The sequence below is a fragment of the Falsiroseomonas bella genome, from assembly GCF_003173615.1.
GTDB lineage: Bacteria > Pseudomonadota > Alphaproteobacteria > Acetobacterales > Acetobacteraceae > Falsiroseomonas > Falsiroseomonas bella.
On the sequence record NZ_QGNA01000005.1, the window covers coordinates 212,020 to 231,563 of the forward strand.

At 72.2% G+C, this 19,544-nt stretch carries 16 protein-coding genes; 8 read left to right on the forward strand and 8 right to left on the reverse strand.

The window, feature by feature from the left end; all coding sequences use genetic code 11:
• The first annotated feature begins 166 nt into the window (after positions 1-166).
• Both DFH01_RS21675 and DFH01_RS21680 read left to right on the forward strand, forming a co-directional pair.
• Positions 167-1,594 (forward strand): DUF1254 domain-containing protein, encoded by a 1,428-nt coding sequence (locus tag DFH01_RS21675; protein ID WP_109872594.1) that lies wholly within the window; start codon positions 167-169, stop codon positions 1,592-1,594.
• 195 nt (positions 1,595-1,789) lie between these two features.
• Positions 1,790-3,217 carry a DUF1254 domain-containing protein gene (locus DFH01_RS21680; protein ID WP_109872595.1) on the forward strand — a complete coding sequence of 476 codons (1,428 nt, stop codon included), beginning with the start codon at positions 1,790-1,792 and terminating at the stop codon, positions 3,215-3,217.
• 181 nt (positions 3,218-3,398) lie between these two features.
• Here DFH01_RS21680 and tig read toward each other — a convergent pair whose 3' ends face one another.
• A complete protein-coding gene (gene tig, locus DFH01_RS21685) occupies positions 3,399-4,739 on the reverse strand; it encodes a trigger factor (protein WP_109872596.1) in 1,341 nt (446 codons plus the stop codon).
• Positions 4,740-5,063: 324 nt separating this feature from the next.
• Between tig and DFH01_RS21690 the strand changes: the two genes are divergently transcribed.
• A complete protein-coding gene (locus tag DFH01_RS21690) occupies positions 5,064-5,396 on the forward strand; it encodes an ArsR family transcriptional regulator (protein ID WP_233256229.1) in 333 nt (110 codons plus the stop codon).
• A gap of 19 nt (positions 5,397-5,415) precedes the next feature.
• On the opposite strand, the gene DFH01_RS21695 is transcribed toward DFH01_RS21690, so the two are convergent.
• The 4 genes from DFH01_RS21695 to DFH01_RS21710 all read right to left on the reverse strand — a co-directional run bounded on the left by DFH01_RS21695 (position 5,416) and on the right by DFH01_RS21710 (position 13,374).
• Entirely contained in the window at positions 5,416-6,516 is a 1,101-nt protein-coding gene (locus DFH01_RS21695; RefSeq protein ID WP_109872923.1) for an acyl-CoA dehydratase activase-related protein, read from the reverse strand.
• A 46-nt stretch (positions 6,517-6,562) separates the two neighbouring features.
• The gene (locus tag DFH01_RS21700; protein WP_109872597.1) at positions 6,563-8,725 is read right to left on the reverse strand and encodes a BadF/BadG/BcrA/BcrD ATPase family protein; all 2,163 of its coding nucleotides are present in this window, start codon (positions 8,723-8,725) and stop codon (positions 6,563-6,565) included.
• Positions 8,725-10,236 (reverse strand): hypothetical protein, encoded by a 1,512-nt coding sequence (locus DFH01_RS21705; RefSeq protein ID WP_109872598.1) that lies wholly within the window; start codon positions 10,234-10,236, stop codon positions 8,725-8,727. Before DFH01_RS21705 ends, DFH01_RS21700 begins: the two co-directional genes overlap by 1 nt.
• A gap of 165 nt (positions 10,237-10,401) precedes the next feature.
• Positions 10,402-13,374 (reverse strand): L-glutamate gamma-semialdehyde dehydrogenase, encoded by a 2,973-nt coding sequence (locus DFH01_RS21710; protein WP_109872599.1) that lies wholly within the window; start codon positions 13,372-13,374, stop codon positions 10,402-10,404.
• A 98-nt stretch (positions 13,375-13,472) separates the two neighbouring features.
• On the opposite strand from DFH01_RS21710, the gene DFH01_RS21715 reads away from it, so the two are divergent.
• Genes DFH01_RS21715 through DFH01_RS21730 form a run of 4 tightly spaced genes read left to right on the forward strand, consistent with a single transcriptional unit; the run spans position 13,473 to position 15,297 of the window.
• Positions 13,473-14,078: a GAF domain-containing protein gene (locus tag DFH01_RS21715; protein ID WP_146217115.1), complete on the forward strand. Its 606-nt coding sequence runs from the start codon at positions 13,473-13,475 to the stop codon at positions 14,076-14,078.
• Between the two features lie 46 nt (positions 14,079-14,124).
• Positions 14,125-14,379: a DUF3297 family protein gene (locus tag DFH01_RS21720; RefSeq protein ID WP_109872601.1), complete on the forward strand. Its 255-nt coding sequence runs from the start codon at positions 14,125-14,127 to the stop codon at positions 14,377-14,379.
• A 55-nt stretch (positions 14,380-14,434) separates the two neighbouring features.
• Complete coding sequence (locus tag DFH01_RS21725) at positions 14,435-14,821, forward strand: DUF6152 family protein (RefSeq protein WP_199231339.1); 387 nt, start codon at positions 14,435-14,437, stop codon at positions 14,819-14,821.
• Positions 14,822-14,829: 8 nt separating this feature from the next.
• Positions 14,830-15,297 carry a DUF2214 domain-containing protein gene (locus DFH01_RS21730; protein WP_199231340.1) on the forward strand — a complete coding sequence of 156 codons (468 nt, stop codon included), beginning with the start codon at positions 14,830-14,832 and terminating at the stop codon, positions 15,295-15,297.
• 92 nt (positions 15,298-15,389) lie between these two features.
• Here DFH01_RS21730 and DFH01_RS21735 read toward each other — a convergent pair whose 3' ends face one another.
• A complete protein-coding gene (locus DFH01_RS21735; RefSeq protein ID WP_109872604.1) occupies positions 15,390-16,142 on the reverse strand; it encodes a hypothetical protein in 753 nt (250 codons plus the stop codon).
• Positions 16,143-16,305: 163 nt separating this feature from the next.
• Here DFH01_RS21735 and pip point away from each other — a divergent pair, with 163 nt between their 5' ends.
• Positions 16,306-17,256 carry a prolyl aminopeptidase gene (gene pip / locus DFH01_RS21740; protein WP_109872605.1) on the forward strand — a complete coding sequence of 317 codons (951 nt, stop codon included), beginning with the start codon at positions 16,306-16,308 and terminating at the stop codon, positions 17,254-17,256.
• A gap of 159 nt (positions 17,257-17,415) precedes the next feature.
• On the opposite strand, the gene DFH01_RS21745 is transcribed toward pip, so the two are convergent.
• A complete protein-coding gene (locus tag DFH01_RS21745; RefSeq protein WP_109872606.1) occupies positions 17,416-18,603 on the reverse strand; it encodes a G1 family glutamic endopeptidase in 1,188 nt (395 codons plus the stop codon).
• On the reverse strand, positions 18,600-19,412 hold the full coding sequence (locus tag DFH01_RS21750; protein WP_146217116.1) for a phosphatase PAP2 family protein: 813 nt from the start codon (positions 19,410-19,412) through the stop codon (positions 18,600-18,602). Before DFH01_RS21750 ends, DFH01_RS21745 begins: the two co-directional genes overlap by 4 nt.
• Positions 19,413-19,544: the final 132 nt, after the last annotated feature.

A 19,544-nucleotide genomic window follows, 5' to 3' on the forward strand; every position in this document is an offset into this window, starting at 1 on the left:
CCTGACCAGAAGCGGGGGCGAACGCCCCGCGCCGGCGTCCCGATACGGATAGCGAATCGTACGGACCCGGGCAGCCCCTCATGGCAATCATGCCCCGTGGACGCCGCTGCGAACCCGCCGCGAACCCATGCCGCAGCGCACATGGCGCATGAAGAAGGATGGACCCATGAGCATTCCACGCCGCTCCGCGGCCCTGGCAGGTCTCGGACTGCTGACCGGTGCCGCGCTGCCGCCGCAGGGCACCGCCCTCGCTGAAGGCCTGCGCCTGTTCGAAGGCATGGAGGACTTCTGGACCGCGAGCGAGGCCTACATCTTCGGCTACCCGCTTGTGACGATGGAGATGACGCGCCGCGTCATCACCAACGTCGCGGAGCCGGCCGGCACGCGCGGCCCGATGGGGCACATCATCAAGCTCCGGCAGTATCCGGATGCGAGCTTCCGCGACGTCACGGCGCCCAATGCCGACACGCTCTACACCACGTCCTTCTTCGATGTGGGGCGCGAGCCGATGGTGCTGTCGCTGCCCGACATGAAGGGCCGCTACGCGCTGTTCCCGATGCTGGATGGCTGGACCACGGTGTTCCAGGTGCCGGGCAAGCGCACCACCGGCACCGGCGCGCAGACCTACGCCATCACGGGGCCGGGCTGGACCGGCACGCTGCCGCCCGGCGTCACCGAGTACAAGTGCCGCACCAACATCGTCTGGCTGCTCGGGCGCATCTATTGCACCGGCACGCCGGAGGACTACCGCGAGGTGCATGCCCTGCAGGACCAGGTCTCTTTGGTGCCGCTCAGCGCCTATGGCCGGCCCTATACGCCGCCGCCGGGCCGGGTCGACCCGTCAGTCGACATGCGCACCGCGGTGCGCGACCAGGTGAACCGGATGTCCGCGGTGGAATACTTCACGCTGCTGGCGCAACTGCTGAAGACGAACCCGCCCGCGCCGGCCGACGCGCCGCACATCGCCCGCTTCGCGCGCATCGGCCTGGTGCCCGGCCAGGATTTCGACGCCGCCAAGCTGCGCGCCGACTTCGCCAGCCGCATCCCCTCGGTCTCCTTCGACCGGATCATGATCCAGTATCGGATCAACCCGGCGGTGCAGAACATCAACGGCTTCGGCTTCACGACCAAGACCGGCATCTACGGCACCGACTACCTGATGCGCGCGCTGGTCACCGCCATCGGGCTCGGCGCCAACCGGCCGCAGGACGCGGTCTATCCGACCTCCCTGAAGGATGCCGACGGCAGCGAATACAGCGGCGCCAACCGCTACGTCATGCGCTTCGCGCCGGGTCAGTTGCCACCGGCGGAGGGCTTCTGGTCGCTGACCATGTACGACGCCGACTACTTCTTCGTGGCGAACCCGATCAACCGGTATTCGATCAGCGCGCGCCAGGACCTCAAGCGCAACCCGGACGGGTCGGTCGACCTCCTGATCCAGCACGCCTCGCCCGGCGCCGACCGCGAATCGAACTGGCTGCCGGCGCCCGCGGGCAAGTTCGTGCTGATGCTGCGCCTCTACTGGCCGAGCGAGACCGATCCCTCGATCCTGGATGGCAGCTGGACGATCCCGGCCGCGCGCAAGGTGAGCTGACCTGCCCGGCGCAAGGCCGGCCCCCGCACCGGGCCGGCCGGCGGCCCGGCCCGGTGCGGCCGCGCCGCGCGCTTGCCTCTTTCGGCTACCGGTTCCGCTTGGCCATGCCGACCCCGCAATGGCACCGTTCAGCGGTATGGGCCGGGCCGGCCGTGCTGGGGCGCGGCGGGCGCCGATCGGCGAGAGGAAATCGGCATGACCACCAAACGCAACCTTCTTCTGGCGGCAGGATCCGCCGCACTGGCCGGCGGGGCCCTCTCCCGCCCGGCGCTCGCCCAGGCAAGCCGCTCCGGCATCGTCGCGTCCTTCGAAGCCGCCGAGGCCGCCTTCGTCTTCGGCCTGCCGATCGTGTCGAACTACGCCGTGATGTACGAATACGCGATCGACCGGAACAGCGGCCAGTTCAAGGCGCCCTTCAACCAGATCTTCAACGAGGCGCGGGTCTTCACCTGGCAGGACACGGCAATCCCCACGCCGAACAGCGATACGCCCTACTCCGTGGCCTGGCTCGACCTGCGCGCCGAGCCGGTGGTGATCTCGGTCCCCGACGTGCCAGCGGGCCGCTACTTCTCCGTCATGATCTGCGACGGCAACACGTACAATGTCGGCTACATCGGCAGCCGCGCGACAGGACAGGGCGCGGGTTCCTGGCTGATCGTCGGCCCGGGCTGGCAGGGCCAGACCCCGGCCGGGATCAAGGGCGTCATCCGCTCCACCACCTGGTTCACGATGGCGGCGTTCCGCACCCAGCTCTTCGGCCCCGAGGACATGCCGAACGTCGTCGCGGTGCAGCGCGGCTACAAGGTCGAGCCACTCTCGACCTTCCTCCGCCAGCCCGCCCCGCCGCCGGCGCCGGAGATCCGCTGGCCGCGCATCACCGCCGACCTCGCGAAACACCACTTCTTCGACTACCTGGCCTTCGCGCTGCAGTTCAACCCGCCGCAGCCGAACGAGGCGACGATCCGCGCGCAGTTGGCCTCCATCGGCATCGACGGCCGCGGCTCGCCCCTGCCGGGCTCCCTGTTCGACCGGCTCGAGCTGCTTGCCGGCGCCGTCGAGGGCGAGCGCAAGGTGGACGCTGCCTTCGGTGCCGCCGGGGTGCCGATGAACGGATGGCGCGTGACGCCGATCCCCGGCAGCCCCGAGGCCTACAATGGCGACTGGATGCTGCGGTCGGTCGCGACCAAGGCGGGGATCTACGGCAACTCCACCGAGGAGGCGACCTATCCCTTCACCCGGCACGACGTGACGGGCGCCGTGCTGGACGGCAGCACCGGGCGCTACACGCTGACCTTCGCGGAGAACGCACTGCCGCCGGTCAACGCCTTCTGGTCGGTGACGATGTACCACGGCGGCAACCAGCTGCTCGTCCAGAACCCGATAGACCGCTACCTGATCAATTCGCCCATGCTGAACGGCATGCGGCGCAATCCCGATGGCGGGCTGACCATCCACATCCGGAAGGACGACCCGGGCGCCGAGCTGCGGGCGAACTGGCTGCCGGCGCCGGACGGGCCGATCTATCTGGTCATGCGGCTCTACTGGCCGAAGACGGAGGCACCGTCGCTCCTGCCGATCGGCCGCGGCGCGTGGCAGCCGCCCGGTATCGTGAAGGTGGGGTGACCGCGATGCGCGCGGTCGCCACCGCACGCAGACCTTCAGGACCGGCGAGCGGCCGGTGAACACGCAGGCCCGGCCGCTGCTGCATCGTCATCCGGCCCGATACCGGGCCGGACCGGGAGACCCGCTTCCCGCGCGCCGGGAACCCACCCCCCGGCAGCGCGGGGGGCGGGGCGCAGGCAGGCTACTCCGCCGCCGCCGCCGTCAGGTCCTTCGGCGCAACCTGCTTCTCGTTCACCTGCGCAAGCTCCAGCACGAAGTCCACGACCTTCTCCTCGAAGATCGGCGCGCGCAGCCCGTCCACCGCCTGGGGGTTGTTCCGGAAGAACTCGATCACCTGCTTCTCCTGCCCCGGATAGCGGCTGGCCTCCGTGCGCATGGCGTTCGCAAGCTCGTCGTTCGAGACCTGGATGTTGTTCGTGCGCCCGATCTCGGAGAGCAGCAGGCCGAGGCGGATGCGGCGCTCCGCGATGGCCCGGTAGTCGGCCTTCAGCGTCGCCTCGTCCTTGTCCTTGTCCTCGTCGTCGAGGTTGCCGGCCTTGAGGTCGGCCTCGACGCGCTGCCAGATCTGGCTGAACTCGGCGTCCACCATGCCTTCCGGCACCGTGAAGCTCGCGCGCTCGGACAGCGCGTCGAGCAGCGCGCGCTTCACCTTCATGCGCGACAGCGCGTCGTATTCGCGCTGCAGGTTCTCCGTCACGCGGGCGCGCAGCGCCGCCACGTCCTCGACGCCGAGCCGCTTCGCGAACTCGTCGTTCACCTCGGGCAGCACCTTGGTCTTGAGCGCCTTCGCGGTGATCGCGAAGACCGCCGGCTTCCCGGCAAGCTCGGCCGCCTGGTAGCCCTCGGGGAAGGCGACCTCGATGTCCTTCTTCTCGCCCGGGCTCATACCCTCGAGCTGCTCGGTGAAGCCCGGGATGAAGCCCGTGCCGCCGACCTCGATCGGCATGTCGCTCGCGGTGCCGCCCTGGAAGGGCTCGGCGAGGCTGCCATCCTCGTTCTTCAGCCGTCCCTCGAAGTCGCAGACCAGCACGTCGCCCTTGGCGGCCGGGCGCGCCTCGGCCACGTCCTCGGTGCCGGCCAGGCGCTCGCGCATGGTGGCCAGGAACTCGTCCACCTCGGCCTCACCAGGAGCCGCCTTCTCGCGCTCCAGGGTGATGCCGGCGAATTCCGGCATCGGGATCTCGGGCAGCAGCTCCAGGTCGAGCTTGTATTCGAGGTCGGCGCCCTCGCTGTAGTTCACCAGCTCGATCTTCGGCTGCAGGGCCGGGCGCAGGCCGCGGTCGGAGATGACCTGGCGGGTCGCCTCGTTCACGCTCTCCTCCAGCACCTCGCCGGCGACGGCCTGGCCGTAGCGCGCCTTGACGACGGCCGGCGGCACCTTGCCGGGGCGGAAGCCGGGCAGGCGGAGCTCGGCGCCGAGCTTCTTCAGCCGCGCGTCGCGCCGCTCGGCCAGGCTCGCGGCGGGCACCACGACCTGGAATGCCCTCTTCAGCCCCTCGGCCGGCAGCTCGGTGACCTGCATGTGACCCTCGGAATCCTTTTTGTGGCGCTTCGCCCCCGGGAGCGGCGCCCGCCAGTATGAAGCCCGCCCCGTTAGCGCCACGCGCGCCCGGGGGCAATCCTTCGGGTCCCGCCACCGGCCCCGGCCCGGGGCGTCACCGCACGCGCCACGCCTCGCCTCCCACCGCGCGGCCGGGGCCACTCGCCCGGCGGCCGCCAGAGGGGGCACGCCGGTCCGCGCATCACCGCCCGTGGCGCCGACGAAGACGCGCCTGCGCGGGGCTTGAAGGTCACTGCGCTCGTTACTTCATGAATGCAATATGACAATGACGGTGAGGATGGCCGGATGAGCGAAACGACGGCTGGCGCCCAGGAAGACCCGGGCGTCATGCAGGAGAAGGCGGCGGAGGCGGCGCGGTTGCTGCGCCTGCTGGCCGACGAGGACAGGCTGCTCCTGCTCTGCCTGCTCGCCACCGAGGGTGCGATGACCGCGGCGGCTCTGGCCCGGGCGCTCAACCTGCCGGACGTCAGGCTGTCGCGGCTGCTGGACGGGCTGCGCGAGGATGGGCTCGTGGCCCCCTGCGACGGGCCGCGGGAGGTCACCTACCGGCTGACCGATCCCAGGACCGGCCGCATCCTGACCCTGCTGCACGACATCTGCTGCCGGCCCGCCGGCTGAGGCGGCGGCACGACGGGGCTCAACCCGGCGCGAGCGGGCAGTCCGGCGGCAGCAGCGCCCGCTTGCGCGCGATGATCCCGGCCGAGGACCGGCCGAGATAGTGCAGGATCGTCTCCACGCGGATGCGGACGGAGCCCGCCGGCTTGGTGGAATCCAGCTCCTGGAACGCGAAATACAGCGTCCCCGAATGTTCCACGATGGCCTGCACCGGCGTGAAGGTCGGCTGGTCCATGCCGCATTCGTAGCTGGTCATGCGGATCACGCCGGCGATCCAGGGCATGCGCGCAGCGAATTTCGCGCCCCAGATGATCTCGTTGGTGTTCGCGCTGTAGGAGGAAGGCCAGACATCGGCGATGTCGAAGGGCGAGGCCATGAGGCCCGCGCGCACCTCCTCGCCGAACAGCCAGTCCATCAGCGCGGGATCCTGCGGCAGGTATTGCGACCACAGCACCGGATAGCCGGCATTCTGCAGGTCGTTCTCGATCTCGTGGCCGATGCCGGGGTCCATGTGGTAGGGCCGCGCGAGCACGAGGATGCAGGGCCTGCCCTCGGCCGCGCAGCGTTCCAGCACGTGCCGGCTGCGCCCGCGCATGTCTGCGTCGAAGCGGGCGAGCGCGGCGAAGCCCTCGGCCACCGCCGCCTCGGTCTCCGCCGGCGTCAGCCCGGGCAGGATGCCGTCGAAGGCCTTGAAGAGCTGGCCCGCCACCAGCTGCGGCTCGGCCAGCGTCACCAGCGGCGCGACGTAGCGCAGCCCCGCCTCCGCGAAGAGGTCCTTCTCCCGCGTGAAGCCGGCCCGCACCATCTCCGGCCCGGCCATCACGCGCGGGCAGGCCAGGTTGTCCACCACATGCCCGGCCAGCATCGAAGGCATGTTGTAGATCAGCGGCGAGAACAGCACGTCGAGCTTGCGGCGCTGGCCGAACATCAGCTCGCCATAGTGGGCCGAGGCGCATTTCACCGGCCAGCAGCAATCCACCGTGCCGCGGCCGCGGCCGAACTCGCGGAACTGCTCCTCCGAGGTGTCGCTCGAGAAGACCAGGCGGTTCGCCGGCAGGCCGAGCGCGCCGAAGAAGCCGAGCCAGAAGCGGTGCGTGGACCAGACGTTCAGGACGCGCGGCATGCCGATGCGCAGCTTTGCGCGCGCCGCCCGCTCGGCCTCGGTCAGCTCAGGCGACGAGGCGGACGGACCGGAAGGCTTCCTCGCGAACCAGGGCACCAATGTTCGGCGAGACACCGGCGTTCTCCTCCATCGCGTCCTTCACCGCGCGCATCTCGTTGACGTCCTCCACCAGCCCCTTCGGGCAGGAGTTGGCGGCGATGACGCGCTGCCATCCGGGCTCCAGCGGCACCTTGCTCCAGGGGCGGCCCGGCGCGCCGGGCAGTTCCACATCGATGAAGCTGCGCTTGCAGTTCACCGTGCACCAGCGGCAGACGGTGTCCTCGCTGGTCGTGGTGCGCCAGGTCAGCGCCTCGATCGCGTCGAAGCCGCGGAAGCGCGTGGCCTTGCCCGGCGACCAGGCATCGAGCGCCGAGAGCGCCGCGCCCATCGCGCCGGCCTCGCCGGCGTAAGGGTGCACGCGGATCTCGGCATCGGGGATGCGGGCGGTGATGAAGTCCACCTGCGCCTTGACCACGGCCAGGTTGCGATGCGTGCCGCCCTGCAGCACGAAGCGTCGCCCCGCCGCGCGCAGATTGTTGAGCTGGCCGGCATAGACCCAGACATTCAGCGGCAGCACCGCGGCGAGCGCGGCCATGATCTCCTCCGCCGACCAGCCCTTGCGCTGCTGGTTGACGATGTCGGATTGCAGGAAGACACCGCAGCCCATGGCGAGGGAGGGCATGGCGCGCGCCGCGAAGGCCTTCTCGGCATAGTCCTCCAGACGGATGCCGTAGCGTTCCGCGACACCCTGCAGGAAGGCGCCGTTGCCCGAGGAGCATTGCGAGTTCAGCCGGAAATCCGCGACCGTGCCCTGCCGCAGCATCATGATCTTCACGTCGGTGCCGCCGACGTCGCAGATGACATCGGCATCGGGGAAGACCGCGATCGCGGAGCGCGCATGCGCGACGGTCTCCACCACCGCCTCGTCCGCGCCGAGGATGTCGCGCAGCAGGTCCTTGCCGTAGCCGGTCAGCGCGAGCGCCCCGATCTCGGTGAGCCCCGCCGCGCTGATGTCGCGGAACAGCGCACGCGCATCCTCGATCGGGTTGCCCTTGGAGGGCGTGTAGGCGGTGTGCAGCAGCCTGCCGTCGGGCGCGAGCGCCACGGCCTTGGCGGTGGTGCTGCCGAAGTCGCAGCCGAGGATCACCGGGCCGCGATGCCCCTCCGCGCCCACGGGCGGCGGCCCCGCGGTCGCGCCGTAGCGCGCGCGGAAGTCTGCGAGCGCCGCGGGATCGCCACCGAGCGGCGTGCCGCCTTCCTTCGCCTTCGCCGCGTGCTGCCCTTCCTCGACCCACCAGCGCAGCGTCGTGCCGCCGACATAGCGGCCGGAGTCCGGCGGCTCGGTTCCCGCCACCTCCACGCAGCCGAGCGCACCGTAGTAGAGCGCGTCCGCCGGCACCGTGATCAGCATCTCAGGCGTCGCGTCCTCGGGCAGCGCCACGCCGCGCTCCTGCCAGAGCAGGCCGAGATGGTGCCGCCAGGCCTGCTGCAGCCCCAGGAAGAAGCAGTTGGGGCCGCCGAGCAGCAGCACCTGCGGCATCGGCGTGTTGCCCTTCGTCAGCGTCGCCAGGTTCTGGTAGACCACCGCCTCGAACAGGCTGGCGACGATCTCCTCCACCTTCACGCCCGACTTCAGCAGCGAATTCGCGTCCGCCTCCGCAAAGATGCCGCATTTCGAGCTGATCTTGTGCAGCGTGTGCCCGTCATAGGGCATGCGCGCGAGGTCCTCGGGCGGGATGCGCAGCTTGCGGGCCGTCTTCTCGATGAAGGTGCCCGTGCCGCCGCTGCAGGCGGACTGCATGTAGATCTGCTTGCCCTTCCCCGACTCGGAGGCCGTGAAGAAGATCGTCTTCATGTCCTCGCCGCCGATCTCGGAGACGAAGTGGACATCGGGATGCAGCCTCTCCACCGCGGCGGCGACGGCGACGACCTCCTGCACGATGCGGCCGCCGACCAGCGGCGCGATCACCCCCGCGCCGGAGCCGGTGAAGAACAGCCGGTCGCGCCCCGGCTGCAGGCCGCATTCGGCCTCAAGCCGCACCAGGAACTCCAGCACCTTCTCCGCCTGGTGGGTGTTGTGGCGCTGGTAGTCGCGCCACAGCACCGCATCGCCTTCGCAGAACACCGCCTTGACGGTGGTGGAGCCGACATCGATGCCGAGCGTGCGCATCACAGGTGCTTCCCCGCCATGTGCAGCACGGCGTTCGCCGCCGTGCCCGCTGCGCCGCGATGCGGCAGCTTCCAGGTCGCGCGGCGCAGATCGGCATCGTCCGCCGCGCGTTGCCGCGCCTGGTCGAGCGTCATGCCCGCGGTCTTCAGCGCCTGCTCGAACTCCGCCGCGGCGCGCTTCTTCGCTTCCGTCAGGATCATCTGGCAGCGCGAGAGCGCGTGCACCTCGGCATCGCCCTTCACCTCGATCGGCGCGTAGAGCAGGTCGGGATGGTCGCCGAGCACGCGCGCCATCGCGCCGACGCTCATCGTGTTCGGCATGCAGGAATAGGGCGACAGCTCGCAGGTCATGTGCGCATGCCGGTGCCGGTGCGCCCAGATCGCCTTGCCGATCAGCATGTCGCCCTCGCCGCCGGACAGGCGGTGGTGGAAATAGGGCGCGGCGAGCGCGCGCAGCTCCTCCTGCCGCGGCATCCCATGCGGGATGTGGTTCAGCGCGCCGCGCAACCGGTCATAGGTGAGGCGCAGCGCGCGCTGCAGCACGCCCGCCGCCGCGATGCGCAGCCCGGCGTGGCGGATCGCGCCGCGCCGCTCCTCCGCTTCCTGCTTCGCGAAGCGGATCAGGTAGTCCAGCCAGACGGCGATGGAGGCCGGATAGACCTCCGCCCCCTCGGCCTCCAGCCAGCGATGGATGTTGTAGTTCGGCTCGCCCTCCACCGTATGGAGGTAGAACTCGCCGGTGATCTTCACGACCGGCTTCACGCGCAGCCGGTCCACCGCCACCGCGTCGAAGCGGCGGCGCGCCTGGCGCAGCGCATCGGTGAAATACGGCGTGGCGAGATGCCAGGCGAGCGCGCCCCATGTCTCGCCGCGCTTCGGCCGGTTGCGGAAGGCGTCGGCCAGCAGGTCCACGCTGTCCCGCACCGCGCGATCGGTCGCGCCGGGCTCCGTCTCGTAGGGGCGCGTGCGGTACTCCATGCCCTGGATCAGGTCGCCGCAGAGGCAGGCCCAGATGGCGCCGAGGATCAGCGGCAGGTCGGGCTGGAAGGCATCGGCGGCGCCATCCGACTGGTCCACCCGGTCCTGTGCCAGCAGCAGCATGCGGAAGCGCTCGAGCCCGAGGTTGCGCAGCGCAAGCTCGTAGCTCTGGTGATACTGCCCGAAGCGGCAGGCGCCGCAGGAGCCGACGGTGAGGAAGACATAGCGGTCGCGCACCGCCTGCGGCCCGGATCGCGCCGCCTCCTCGCGCAGGAAGTTGGCGAGGTTCCCGGTGGTGAAGGAGGTCGGGCAGCATTGGCCGATATCGGCCAGCTCGCGCCCGGTCATCAGGTCGGCGCGGGTCGCGGTGGGCAGGGCGCGGGCGCGGTAGCCGAGATTGGCGAAGACCGCCTCGATCAGCCGCTCGCTACGCCAGTGCAGGCCGCCGAACAGGAACTCGGCCTGGCGCGCCTCCGCCGCCGTCAGCCGCGCGGCGCGCGGCGGGCGCCAATGCCGGGTCGCGATCCCGTCCATGCGTATTCCCCCCAGTCCGAAGCGGGCCGGAGCCCTGGTCGGGAGAGACAGAGCAGGGGCGAGACCGGCCGCGCCTTGACGTAAGTCAATACGAATGTTTTATGTGTAAGTCAAAGTTAATATACGGCGACAGTGGGGTGGCGAGGCCGGCGGCAGGGTCCCGGGCTACTCGCCCTCCGCCAGCAGGGCGGCGTCGCCGCCGGCCGCGGCGGTGTTGATGCTCACCACGCGCTCCGACACGAAGCGCAGCAGGTAGTGCGGGCCGCCGGCCTTGGGTCCGGTGCCCGAGAGGCCCTCGCCGCCGAAGGGCTGGGTGCCGACCACGGCGCCGACCATGTTGCGGTTCACATACACATTGCCGCCCGGCACCGCCGCCGCGACGCGCGCCGCGAAGCCGGCGCGCCGGCTCTGCACGCCGAGCGTCAGGCTGTAGCCGCTCGCAGCCAGGCTGCGCAGCAGCCCGTCCAGCCCATCGGCGCGCCAGCGCACCACATGCAGCACCGGGCCGAACACTTCCTGCGTCAGGTCCTCCGGCCGCTGCAACGCCACGATGCGCGGCGCGAGGAAGTTGCCGGGCTCCGGCGCGGGATGCCGGAAGATCTCGCGCGCGCCCGGCGGCAGCCGGGCGAGCCAGCGCATGATGCGCGCCTTCGCCGCGGCGTCGATCAAGGGGCCGACATGCGTCGCCGGGTCGCGCGGATCGCCGAGCTTCAGCTCCGCGCAGGCGCCGGCGATCATCGCCAGCATCCGCTCCGCCGCATCCTCCTGCAGGCAGAGCAGGCGCAGCGCGGAGCAGCGCTGGCCGGCGGAGCGGAAGGCACTGGTCAGCACGTCGTCCGTCACCTGCTCGGGCAGCGCGGTCGCGTCCACGATCATCGGGTTGAGCCCGCCGGTCTCCGCGATCAGCGGCACGATCGGGCCGTCCTTGGCCGCCAGCGCGCGATGGATGCTGCGCGCGGTGGCGGTGGAGCCGGTGAAGGCGACCCCCGCGATGGCAGGATGCGCGACCAGCGCCGCGCCGGTCTCGGGACCGCCGGGCACCAGGCGGCACGCCTCCCGCGGCACGCCGGCATCGTGCAGCGCGGCGATGGCGAGTGCGCCGATGCGCGGCGTCTGCGGCGCGGGCTTCGCCACCACGGCATTGCCCGCGACCAGCGCCGCGGCGACCTGGCCGAGGAAGATGGCGAGCGGGAAGTTCCAGGGCGCGATGCAGAGGAACACGCCGCGCCCATGCAGCGTCAGCCGATCGCTCTCGCCGACCGGGCCGGGCAGCGCGACGGGCGCCATCACGCGCTCCGCTTCCTCGGCGTAGTAGCGGCAGAAATCCACCGCCTCCCGGAGTTCCGACAGCGCGTCGTCCAGCGTCCGAAAACCCTCGTCCTGGATGGCGGCGATGAAGGCGCCGCGGCGTTCCTCCAACAGGTCGGCGGCGCGGCGCAGGATCGCCGCACGGCGGGCGACGGGCGTGGCGTTCCAGGCACGGAAGGCCGATTGCGCGCGCGCGACCTCCAGTGCCGCCTCGCCTTCGGTCGCGTCGCGAGGGGCGGGTGGCAGGGGCGGCGCGGCGTCGCGCTCGGCGACCAGCGCGGCGAGTGAAGCGGCCTCGCCGAATTCTACGCCGCGGCTGTTGCGTCGCGTCCCGAACAGCGCGGGCGGCGGCTTCACGCGCGGATGGCGCGGCGGGCCTTCGGCCAGCGGCTCCGCCGGATGGCGGACGAGGCGTTCCAGCGGTACGCCCTCGTCCGCGACGGCCGCGACGAAGCCGCCATTCGCGCCATTCTCCAGCAGCCGACGCACCAGATAGGCGAGCAGGTCCTCATGCACGCCGACCGGCGCGTAGACGCGCAGCGCCACATCGGGCCGCGCCGCGCGCAGCCTTTCGTAGAGCGCGCCGCCCATGCCGTGCAGGCGCTGGAACTCGTATTGTCCGGGCGCCACGCCACGCGCCTCGGCCAGAGCCAGCGCCTCGGCGACGCTCCGCGCATTGTGGGTCGCGAACTGGGGGAAGATGCGGCCCTGGCGCGCGGCGTCGAGCATCGCGGCGGCCTGCGCGATCCAGTTCAGGTCCGTCGCGGCCTTGCGCGTCCAGACCGGGAAGTCCTCGAGCCCGCGTTCCTGCGCACGCTTGATCTCGGCATCCCAATAGGCGCCCTTCACCAGCCGCACCATGAGGTGCCGCCGCCGCGCCGCCGCCCGCTCCGCGAGCCACGCCACCACCGCGCCCGCGCGCTTCTGATAGGCCTGGACGGCGAGGCCGAGCCCGTCCCAGCCGGCCAGGCTGTCCTCCGCCAGCAGCGCATCGAAGATTTCGAGCGAGAGCTCCAGCCGGTCGGCTTCCTCGGCGTCCAGCGTCAGGTTCAGCTGCTGCGCCTTCGCCGCACGGGCGAGGTCGAGCAGGTCCGGCACCAGCTCCTTCATCACCCGGTCGCGCGAGACCGCCTCGTAGCGCGGATGGATCGCGGAGAGCTTCACCGAGAGCCCCGGCCGCGAGGGCAGCCTGCCCGTCGCCGCGCGCCCGATGGCGGCGCAGGCGGCGTGGTAGGCGGCCAGATAGCGGCGCGCATCCGCGGCGGTCCGCGCCCCCTCCCCCAGCATGTCGAAGGAATGCCGCACGCCTTCGGGCGCCTTGGCGGCGCGGGAAAGCGCATCCTCGATGGTCTCGCCCAATACGAACTGGCCGCCCATCAGCCGCACCGCGCGCCGTGCCGCGGCGCGCACCGCCGGCACGCCGAGCCTGCGCGCCATCGGCGCCAGCACGCCGCCCGGCGTCTCGCCGGGCGACACCAGCCGCGCGCCGGTCGCCAGCGCCCAGGCGGAGGCGGTGGAGGCCCAACCCTCCGCATGCTTCGACCAGTCGCCCTCGGCCAGCTTCTCGGCGATCAGCGCATCGGCGGTGGCGTCGTCCGGCACGCGCAGCAGCGCCTCGGCCAGCGCCATCAGCGCCAGCCCTTCCCTGGTGGAGAGCGGCCAGCCGCGCAGCACCTCCTCCACCGCCAGCGGGCCGCCGCCTGCGCGCGCCGCGGCGGCGAGATCGAGGGCGAGCGGCAGCGCCTCCGCCCGCGGCGGCGGCGCTGCGGCGAGCAGCGCGGCGCGGGCAGCTTCCTCGGGCGGGCAGAAAGGCGCGTGGAAGGGGCTCATGCGAGGAATATGGGGCGCCGCGGGGCGGGCGTGCCACCGGCTTGACCGGTGCCGCCGCGCGGCGGAGCGTCGCCGCCGCCGGGCAGGAGAATCGCAGCATGACAGGCTTCGCCGAGCAGGTGGTCGCCGGCCTCGCGGACGCCGGCGCGGCGGCGGCCGCGGCGGAGGGGCCGGAGGCCGCGATGCGCGCGCTCACGGCGTTCTGTCATGCGACGCTCGGCGACCATGCCGCCGCCGCGCGGCCGGGCGCGCTCAAGCCGGGCGAGCGCGACTATCGCGTCTCCGGCTGCTTCCTCGTTACGCCGGACCGGCGCTGGCACATGCTGGTCGGCAATGTCGGCTTCCCGCCCGAGCAGGCGCGGCTGATGATCCCGATCGAGGGCGGCCATCCCGGCCGCGTCATGCGGAGCGGCCAGCCGCTGCTGCTGGCCAACACCGACGAGGACCAGGATTTCCGGCAGTATCTCAAGACCTCGCGCATGGGCTCCTCGGCCTATGCGCCGATGGTCTGGCGCGGCGAATTCCTCGGGCAGATCGTGGTCGCGGCGCAGGCGCGCTGGACCTACCGGCCGGAGGACCTGGCGGCGCTGGTGCTGGCCTCGCGGCTCGCCGCCGCAAGCTGGGTGGCGCAGGGCGGGCCGGACTGGCTGCGCGCCAATGCCGACCCGCCGGATGCCTGGCGCGTTACGCTCGACGGCATGTAGCCCGCCCGCTTGGACCCTGCGGCGCGACACGCTATCAGCCCGCGCCATGACCGACACCCTGCCCGACCGCCTCTCCGTCGACCCGCGCAGCCCGCATCATGACGAGGCCCTGCTCAAGCGCGGCATCGGCATCCGCTTCAACGGGGCGGAGAAGACCAATGTGGAGGAATACTGCATCAGCGAGGGCTGGATCCGCGTGGCCGTCGGCAAGACGCTGGACCGCAAGGGCAACCCGCTGACCATCAAGCTGCAGGGCAAGGTCGAGCCCTACATCAAGGACGAGCCGCCCGAGCAGGGCTGACAAGCGCCCGCGCCGCGCCCATCTGCCGCCCATCCGGGAAGAAGGAATGCGTGGCATGGGCGCGGGATGCATCGGCCGGCGGACGCTGGCGGTATTGGGCTTCTCGGCGCTGGGCGCCCGCGGCGCCGCGGCGCATCACGGCTGGTCCTGGGCCGAGGGCGAGCAGATGACGCTCACCGGCACCATCCGGGAGGTCTATGTCGGCCAGCCGCATCCGACGCTGCGGGTGGAGGCCGATGACGGCCTGTGGACGGTGGAGCTCAGTAATCCGCGGCAGACCGCGCGCTCCGGCTTCTCGGCCGAATCGGCCGCCGCGGGCGACCGGGTGGTGGCGATCGGCAACCGCGCGCGGGAGCGGAACGAGCGGCGCATGAAGGCGGTGCGCATCACCGTGCGCGACCGCACCTACGACATCTACCCGGACCGCATCCGGTCGAGCTGACCCCCGCGGTGTGGGAGGCGCTGGCCGCCTGGCCGGTGGCCGAGGCGCTGCGGCGCTCGGCGATCCTCTACCCGCTGGTCAATGCCGCCCACATCCTGGGCATCGGGCTGCTGCTCGGCACCATAGCGGCGCTGGACCTGCGGCTGCTCGGCGCCTTCCGGGCGGTGCCGCTGGCGCTGGTCGGGCCGATGCTGGCGCGTCTGGCGGCGGCCGGGCTGGGCGTGGCAGCCGTGACGGGGCTGCTGCTCTTCTCGACCCGGCCGGCGGCCTATGCGGAGAACCCGGCCTTCCTGGCGAAGCTCGCCCTCGTGGGACTCGGCCTCGGCAATGTCGCGCTGCTGCGGGCCGGGCGAGGCTGGCGCGCGGCCCTGGCCGGGGCGGCGCCCTCCCCCGGGGTGCGGGCCGCGGCCGCGCTGTCGCTCGCCGCCTGGGTGGGCGCGGTGGTGGCGGGGCGCTGGATCGGGTTCCTGCAGTAGGGGGGCCGAGACGGTCAGGGCGGTCGCGCCCCCAATCCCGACCCTCCCCCGCACGGCGGGGGAGGGAGGGCAAGCGGAGCCGGCGTGCGCGCTCAGCCCTTGCGGAACAGGCGCCGCAGCATCCCCCAGAAACCCTCGCCCTTCGCCGCCACGCGGTGATGGCTGACATGCGGCCGGCGGGAGGGGGGCGGCAGCGCGCTGGCCACCGTGTGGCGGCCGGCATCGCCCGCCTCGATCAGGCGCTGTTCCAGCATCACCACCTGCGCCACCGCCTCGGGCGGCGCCTGCCTGGCGATGCCCTCGGCCGTGCTGGCCGCATCGTCCCAGGCCTCGGCCCGGCGCAGCGCATCCACCACCCGCACGGACTGCTCGAGGTCGAGCGGCGGGCCGCCGCGCCACAGCGCGACCGCATCCAGCCGCCAGCTTCGCGCGAGCTCCGGCCGGCCGAGATCGTCGGCCACCCAGGCGGCCTGCAGCGTGGCCTCGGCCGCGGCGTGCAGCGCGCCCGTCTCCTCCAGCACCAGGGCCCAGGCCAGGAAGCGCCGGCCGAGCGGGGGGATGGAGGTATCGGCCATCAGGGCGCGGAAGGGCGCGGCGCGCACAGCCTCGGCGGCCGCCGGATGGGCGCGGCTGATGTCGGGCGCGCAGTAGCCGCAATTCGGGCATTGCTGCAGCCAGCGCGCCATGGTGGAGCGCACCGGCTCGCCCGGGCGCAGGTCGAGGTCCGGCGGCTGCTCCGGCGGGGCGGGACGGAAAGGCGGTTGCCGGCTCTCGGTACCGCAGACGCCGCAGCGCAGCGTGCCGGACGGGGCGGATCGTGAGCCGGGCGAGGGGATCTCGGCCATTCCCCTCAAACTAGGCAGCTTCCGGCCCGGGGCGAAGAGGGAAGCGCGCCAAACTTGCCGCGCGCGGGCCACAAGCCTGCCGGCCGGCGGGCGGGGCGGCGCCGCGGCGCCTTGCCCGGCGACCTTGCCCAGCCACCGGGGGCATCGCTAAACCTGGGTTCCCATGCCACGCGGCGACCTCTTTCCCGACATCGCTCCCTACGAAACAGGGCTGCTCCCGCTCTCGGGCGGGCATGTCATGTATTGGGAGCAGGTGGGGAACCCGCGCGGCCAGCCCGTGCTGTTCCTGCATGGCGGGCCCGGCGCCGGGGCCGGGGCGATCCATCGGCGCTTCTTCGACCCCGGCCATTGGCGGGTGGTGATCTTCGACCAGCGCGGCGCCGGCCGCTCCCGCCCGCTCGGCGAGCTGCGGGAGAACACCACCCCGCATCTCGTTTCCGACATCGAGGTGCTGCGCCGCTTCCTCGGCATCGAGAAATGGCTGCTCTTCGGCGGCTCCTGGGGCTCGACCCTCGCGCTCGCCTATGCCCAGGCCCATCCCGAGCGCGTGGCGGGCTGCGTGCTGCGCGGCGTCTTCCTCGGCCGCCAGACGGAGGTGGAATGGTTCCTCTACGGCCTGCGGCGGGTCTTCCCCGATGCCTGGGCCGCCTTCGCCGAGCATATCCCGGCGGCGGAGCGAACCGACCTGCTCGGCGCCTATCTGCGCCGCCTCTGCGACCCCGATCCGCTGGTGCATGGCCCGGCGGCGCGGGCCTGGAGCCTCTACGAGGGCTCCTGCTCCACCCTGCTGCCGAGCCCGGAGACGGTGGCGAGCTTCGCGCAGGACCGCAGCGCGCTCGGCCTCGCGCGGATCGAGGCGCATTACTTCGCCAACGACCTCTTCCTGCCCCCCGAAGGGCTGCTGGGCGGCATGGAGCGCATCGCGCATGTCCCCGCGGAGATCGTGCAGGGCCGCTACGACATGGTCTGCCCGCCCGACACGGCCTTCGACCTGGCAGGCGCCTGGCCGCGCGCGCGGCTGACCATCGTGCCGGATGCCGGGCATTCGGCGCTGGAGCCCGGCGTGCGCACCGCGCTGGTGGCCGCGGTGGAGCGGTTCAGGCGGCGGGGATAGGCCGCACGCCTCATACTGCGCGCACAAAGGTTTCACCTTTGTGCCCCTCATACGCCGGGCGGGCCGCATCCGCGGCCCTTGGCTTCGCGCCGTGCGGCGCGGCGCGCATTCGCGCGCTCGGCCCTTCGGGCCGCAGGTCGGAACTTCCTGCGTATGCTATCAGGCAGCGACGGCGCTGGGTGGCGAGCCGGCGGCCTTCGGAATGGCGGGGGGCTGCTCCTCGCGATAGCGCACCAGCAGGCGCGTGCGGTCGCCGACGGGGTTCTCCGGCAGCGAGATGCGCGGCGCGCGCCAGGGCTCGGCGCGCTGGTCGAACATGCGGATCAGCCGCCGCCCCTCCAGCGCGCGCAGCTCCGCCACCTCATGGAAGGGCTGATCGGCGCGGCGCAGCCCCGCGATGCAGTCGCGGAACTCCACCTCACCGAAATCGGGCAGCGGGTAGAGCAGTTCCTGGTACATCACGGTCGGACGCTCCACCACCCAGACCGCGCCCATGCCCTGCACCGGCGCCGGATCGTCATGCGCCTGCTCGGCGCCGTCGCGCCGGGCGCCCCCGTCCTTCGGGCCGGAACGCCAGAGCACGCTGTCCTCGGCGCCGGTGGTCTCGTTGCGGATGCACATCACCACGCGCCGCGGATCGAGCAGCGCGAGCCAGCACACGACCTCGTCCCCCGGAGAGACGGTGAAGCCTTCGAACTTCACCTCGCCGTAGTTCTCGCCGCGCACCCACCATTGCGCCCAGGCGTAGCAGCGCACCTCGCGCCGGCCACGGTCCAGGAACACTTCCTTCGTGGTCGTGCCGATCTGCGGCATGGACCGCGCGACGGCGCGGTGGCCGTCGAGCCCGATCCACACGGAGCAGCGCCGCGAGGGGGGCGAATCCTCGGACCCCGTCACGCCGGGGGGCGCCACATGGTTCACCCGAGCATCCGGCACCCGCCAGCGGGCGGTGACCGAGGAGAAGCGAAGGCCGCCCCGGGCGGTGGTGAAGGCGCCCGACCAGTTGCTGCTGCCTTGCCAGACGGAGCCGGCGAGGTCCGTGCCGCTGTTGCTCGATCCCGCCACGTCGGACCGCCCGCGATGCTCGGCCTGCTGCTCCGCCCGCATCGTGCCGCTGGCGCCGGTGCGGCGCAGCGCGACCCAGCGCTCGACCAGGTGGCGCGCCGCGCGCGGCCCCGGCCAGGGCAGGCGCGCCCCGGCATGGAACGCGGCCTCGAAGCCGGCGGGAAGCTCGCCGAAGTGGCTGCGCGGATCGTCGCGGCATTCGGCCAGGCGCTCGGCGCGGCGGGCCAGGGCCTCGGCCGCCGCCCTGGCCGGATCCGCCGGTCGGCGGGGCGTGCGGCTCATTGTTCGGCCCACTCCTCCCGGGCGGCCTTCACCTGGGCGCGTGCCAGCGGCACGGCGACCAGCGCCTTGCGCAGCGCCTCCGCCAGTTCGCGCCCGACCTCGGTGTCGCTGCGGTAGTGCACGCCGGCGATCTCGCGGTTGCGCGCGATGCGCGCGGCGAGCGCATCGACCGCCTCCTGCGCCTTCTCCCAGGGCGACCCCTGCAGCACGGCCCGGGCGACATGCGCCATCAGGAAGGCCTGCGTCGCATGGCCGGACGGATAGGCGGCGTGCCCCGGCACCTCGATCGCCGGGCGCAGCGCGGCGCAGACCTGCGAGGGGCGGGGGCGGTCCTCCAGCATCTTGAAGTGCTGCACGGCGAGCGCCGCGACCATGGAGGCCGATGTCAGCGCGGCGAATGTCGCCGGGTGGCTCGCCGGCCTCGCGCAGAGCACGCCCATGAACTGGCTGATGAACTCGTCCGATTGCGTGACGATCTCGCCCATCGCATCGGCGCGCTCGTCCTCCGCCAGGCGGATCAGCTCGTCGATCTCGTCGTCCACCGCCTGGCGGAGCGACTTGCCGCCCTTCGGAAGCCGTTGCCGCCAGCCGAGGATGGCGAGGCCGCCTTCGCCGGCCGCGGGCTCGCCCGACCTGCGCTGGCGGTTGCGCCAGGCCTCGCCGTCGGTGAACTCCGCCAGGACGTGCCAGGCGCGCCAGCCGCCGCTCCAGCGGCGGCCGAACCGGCCCTCATGGCCGGCGCGGTATTCGCCGTCCGAGATGCGCGTCCAGGCGGCGGTGGCGGGCTCGGCGACGAAGGGCAGGTCCACGCGGTCCGCAAAGAACCAGCCGGTGCCGCCGGCATTTCCCGTATTGCCCTGATTTCCCTGATTGCCCTGATTCCCTTGGTTCCCCTGATTGCCCTGGTTCCCCTGGTTGCCTTGATTTCCCTGGTTGCCCTG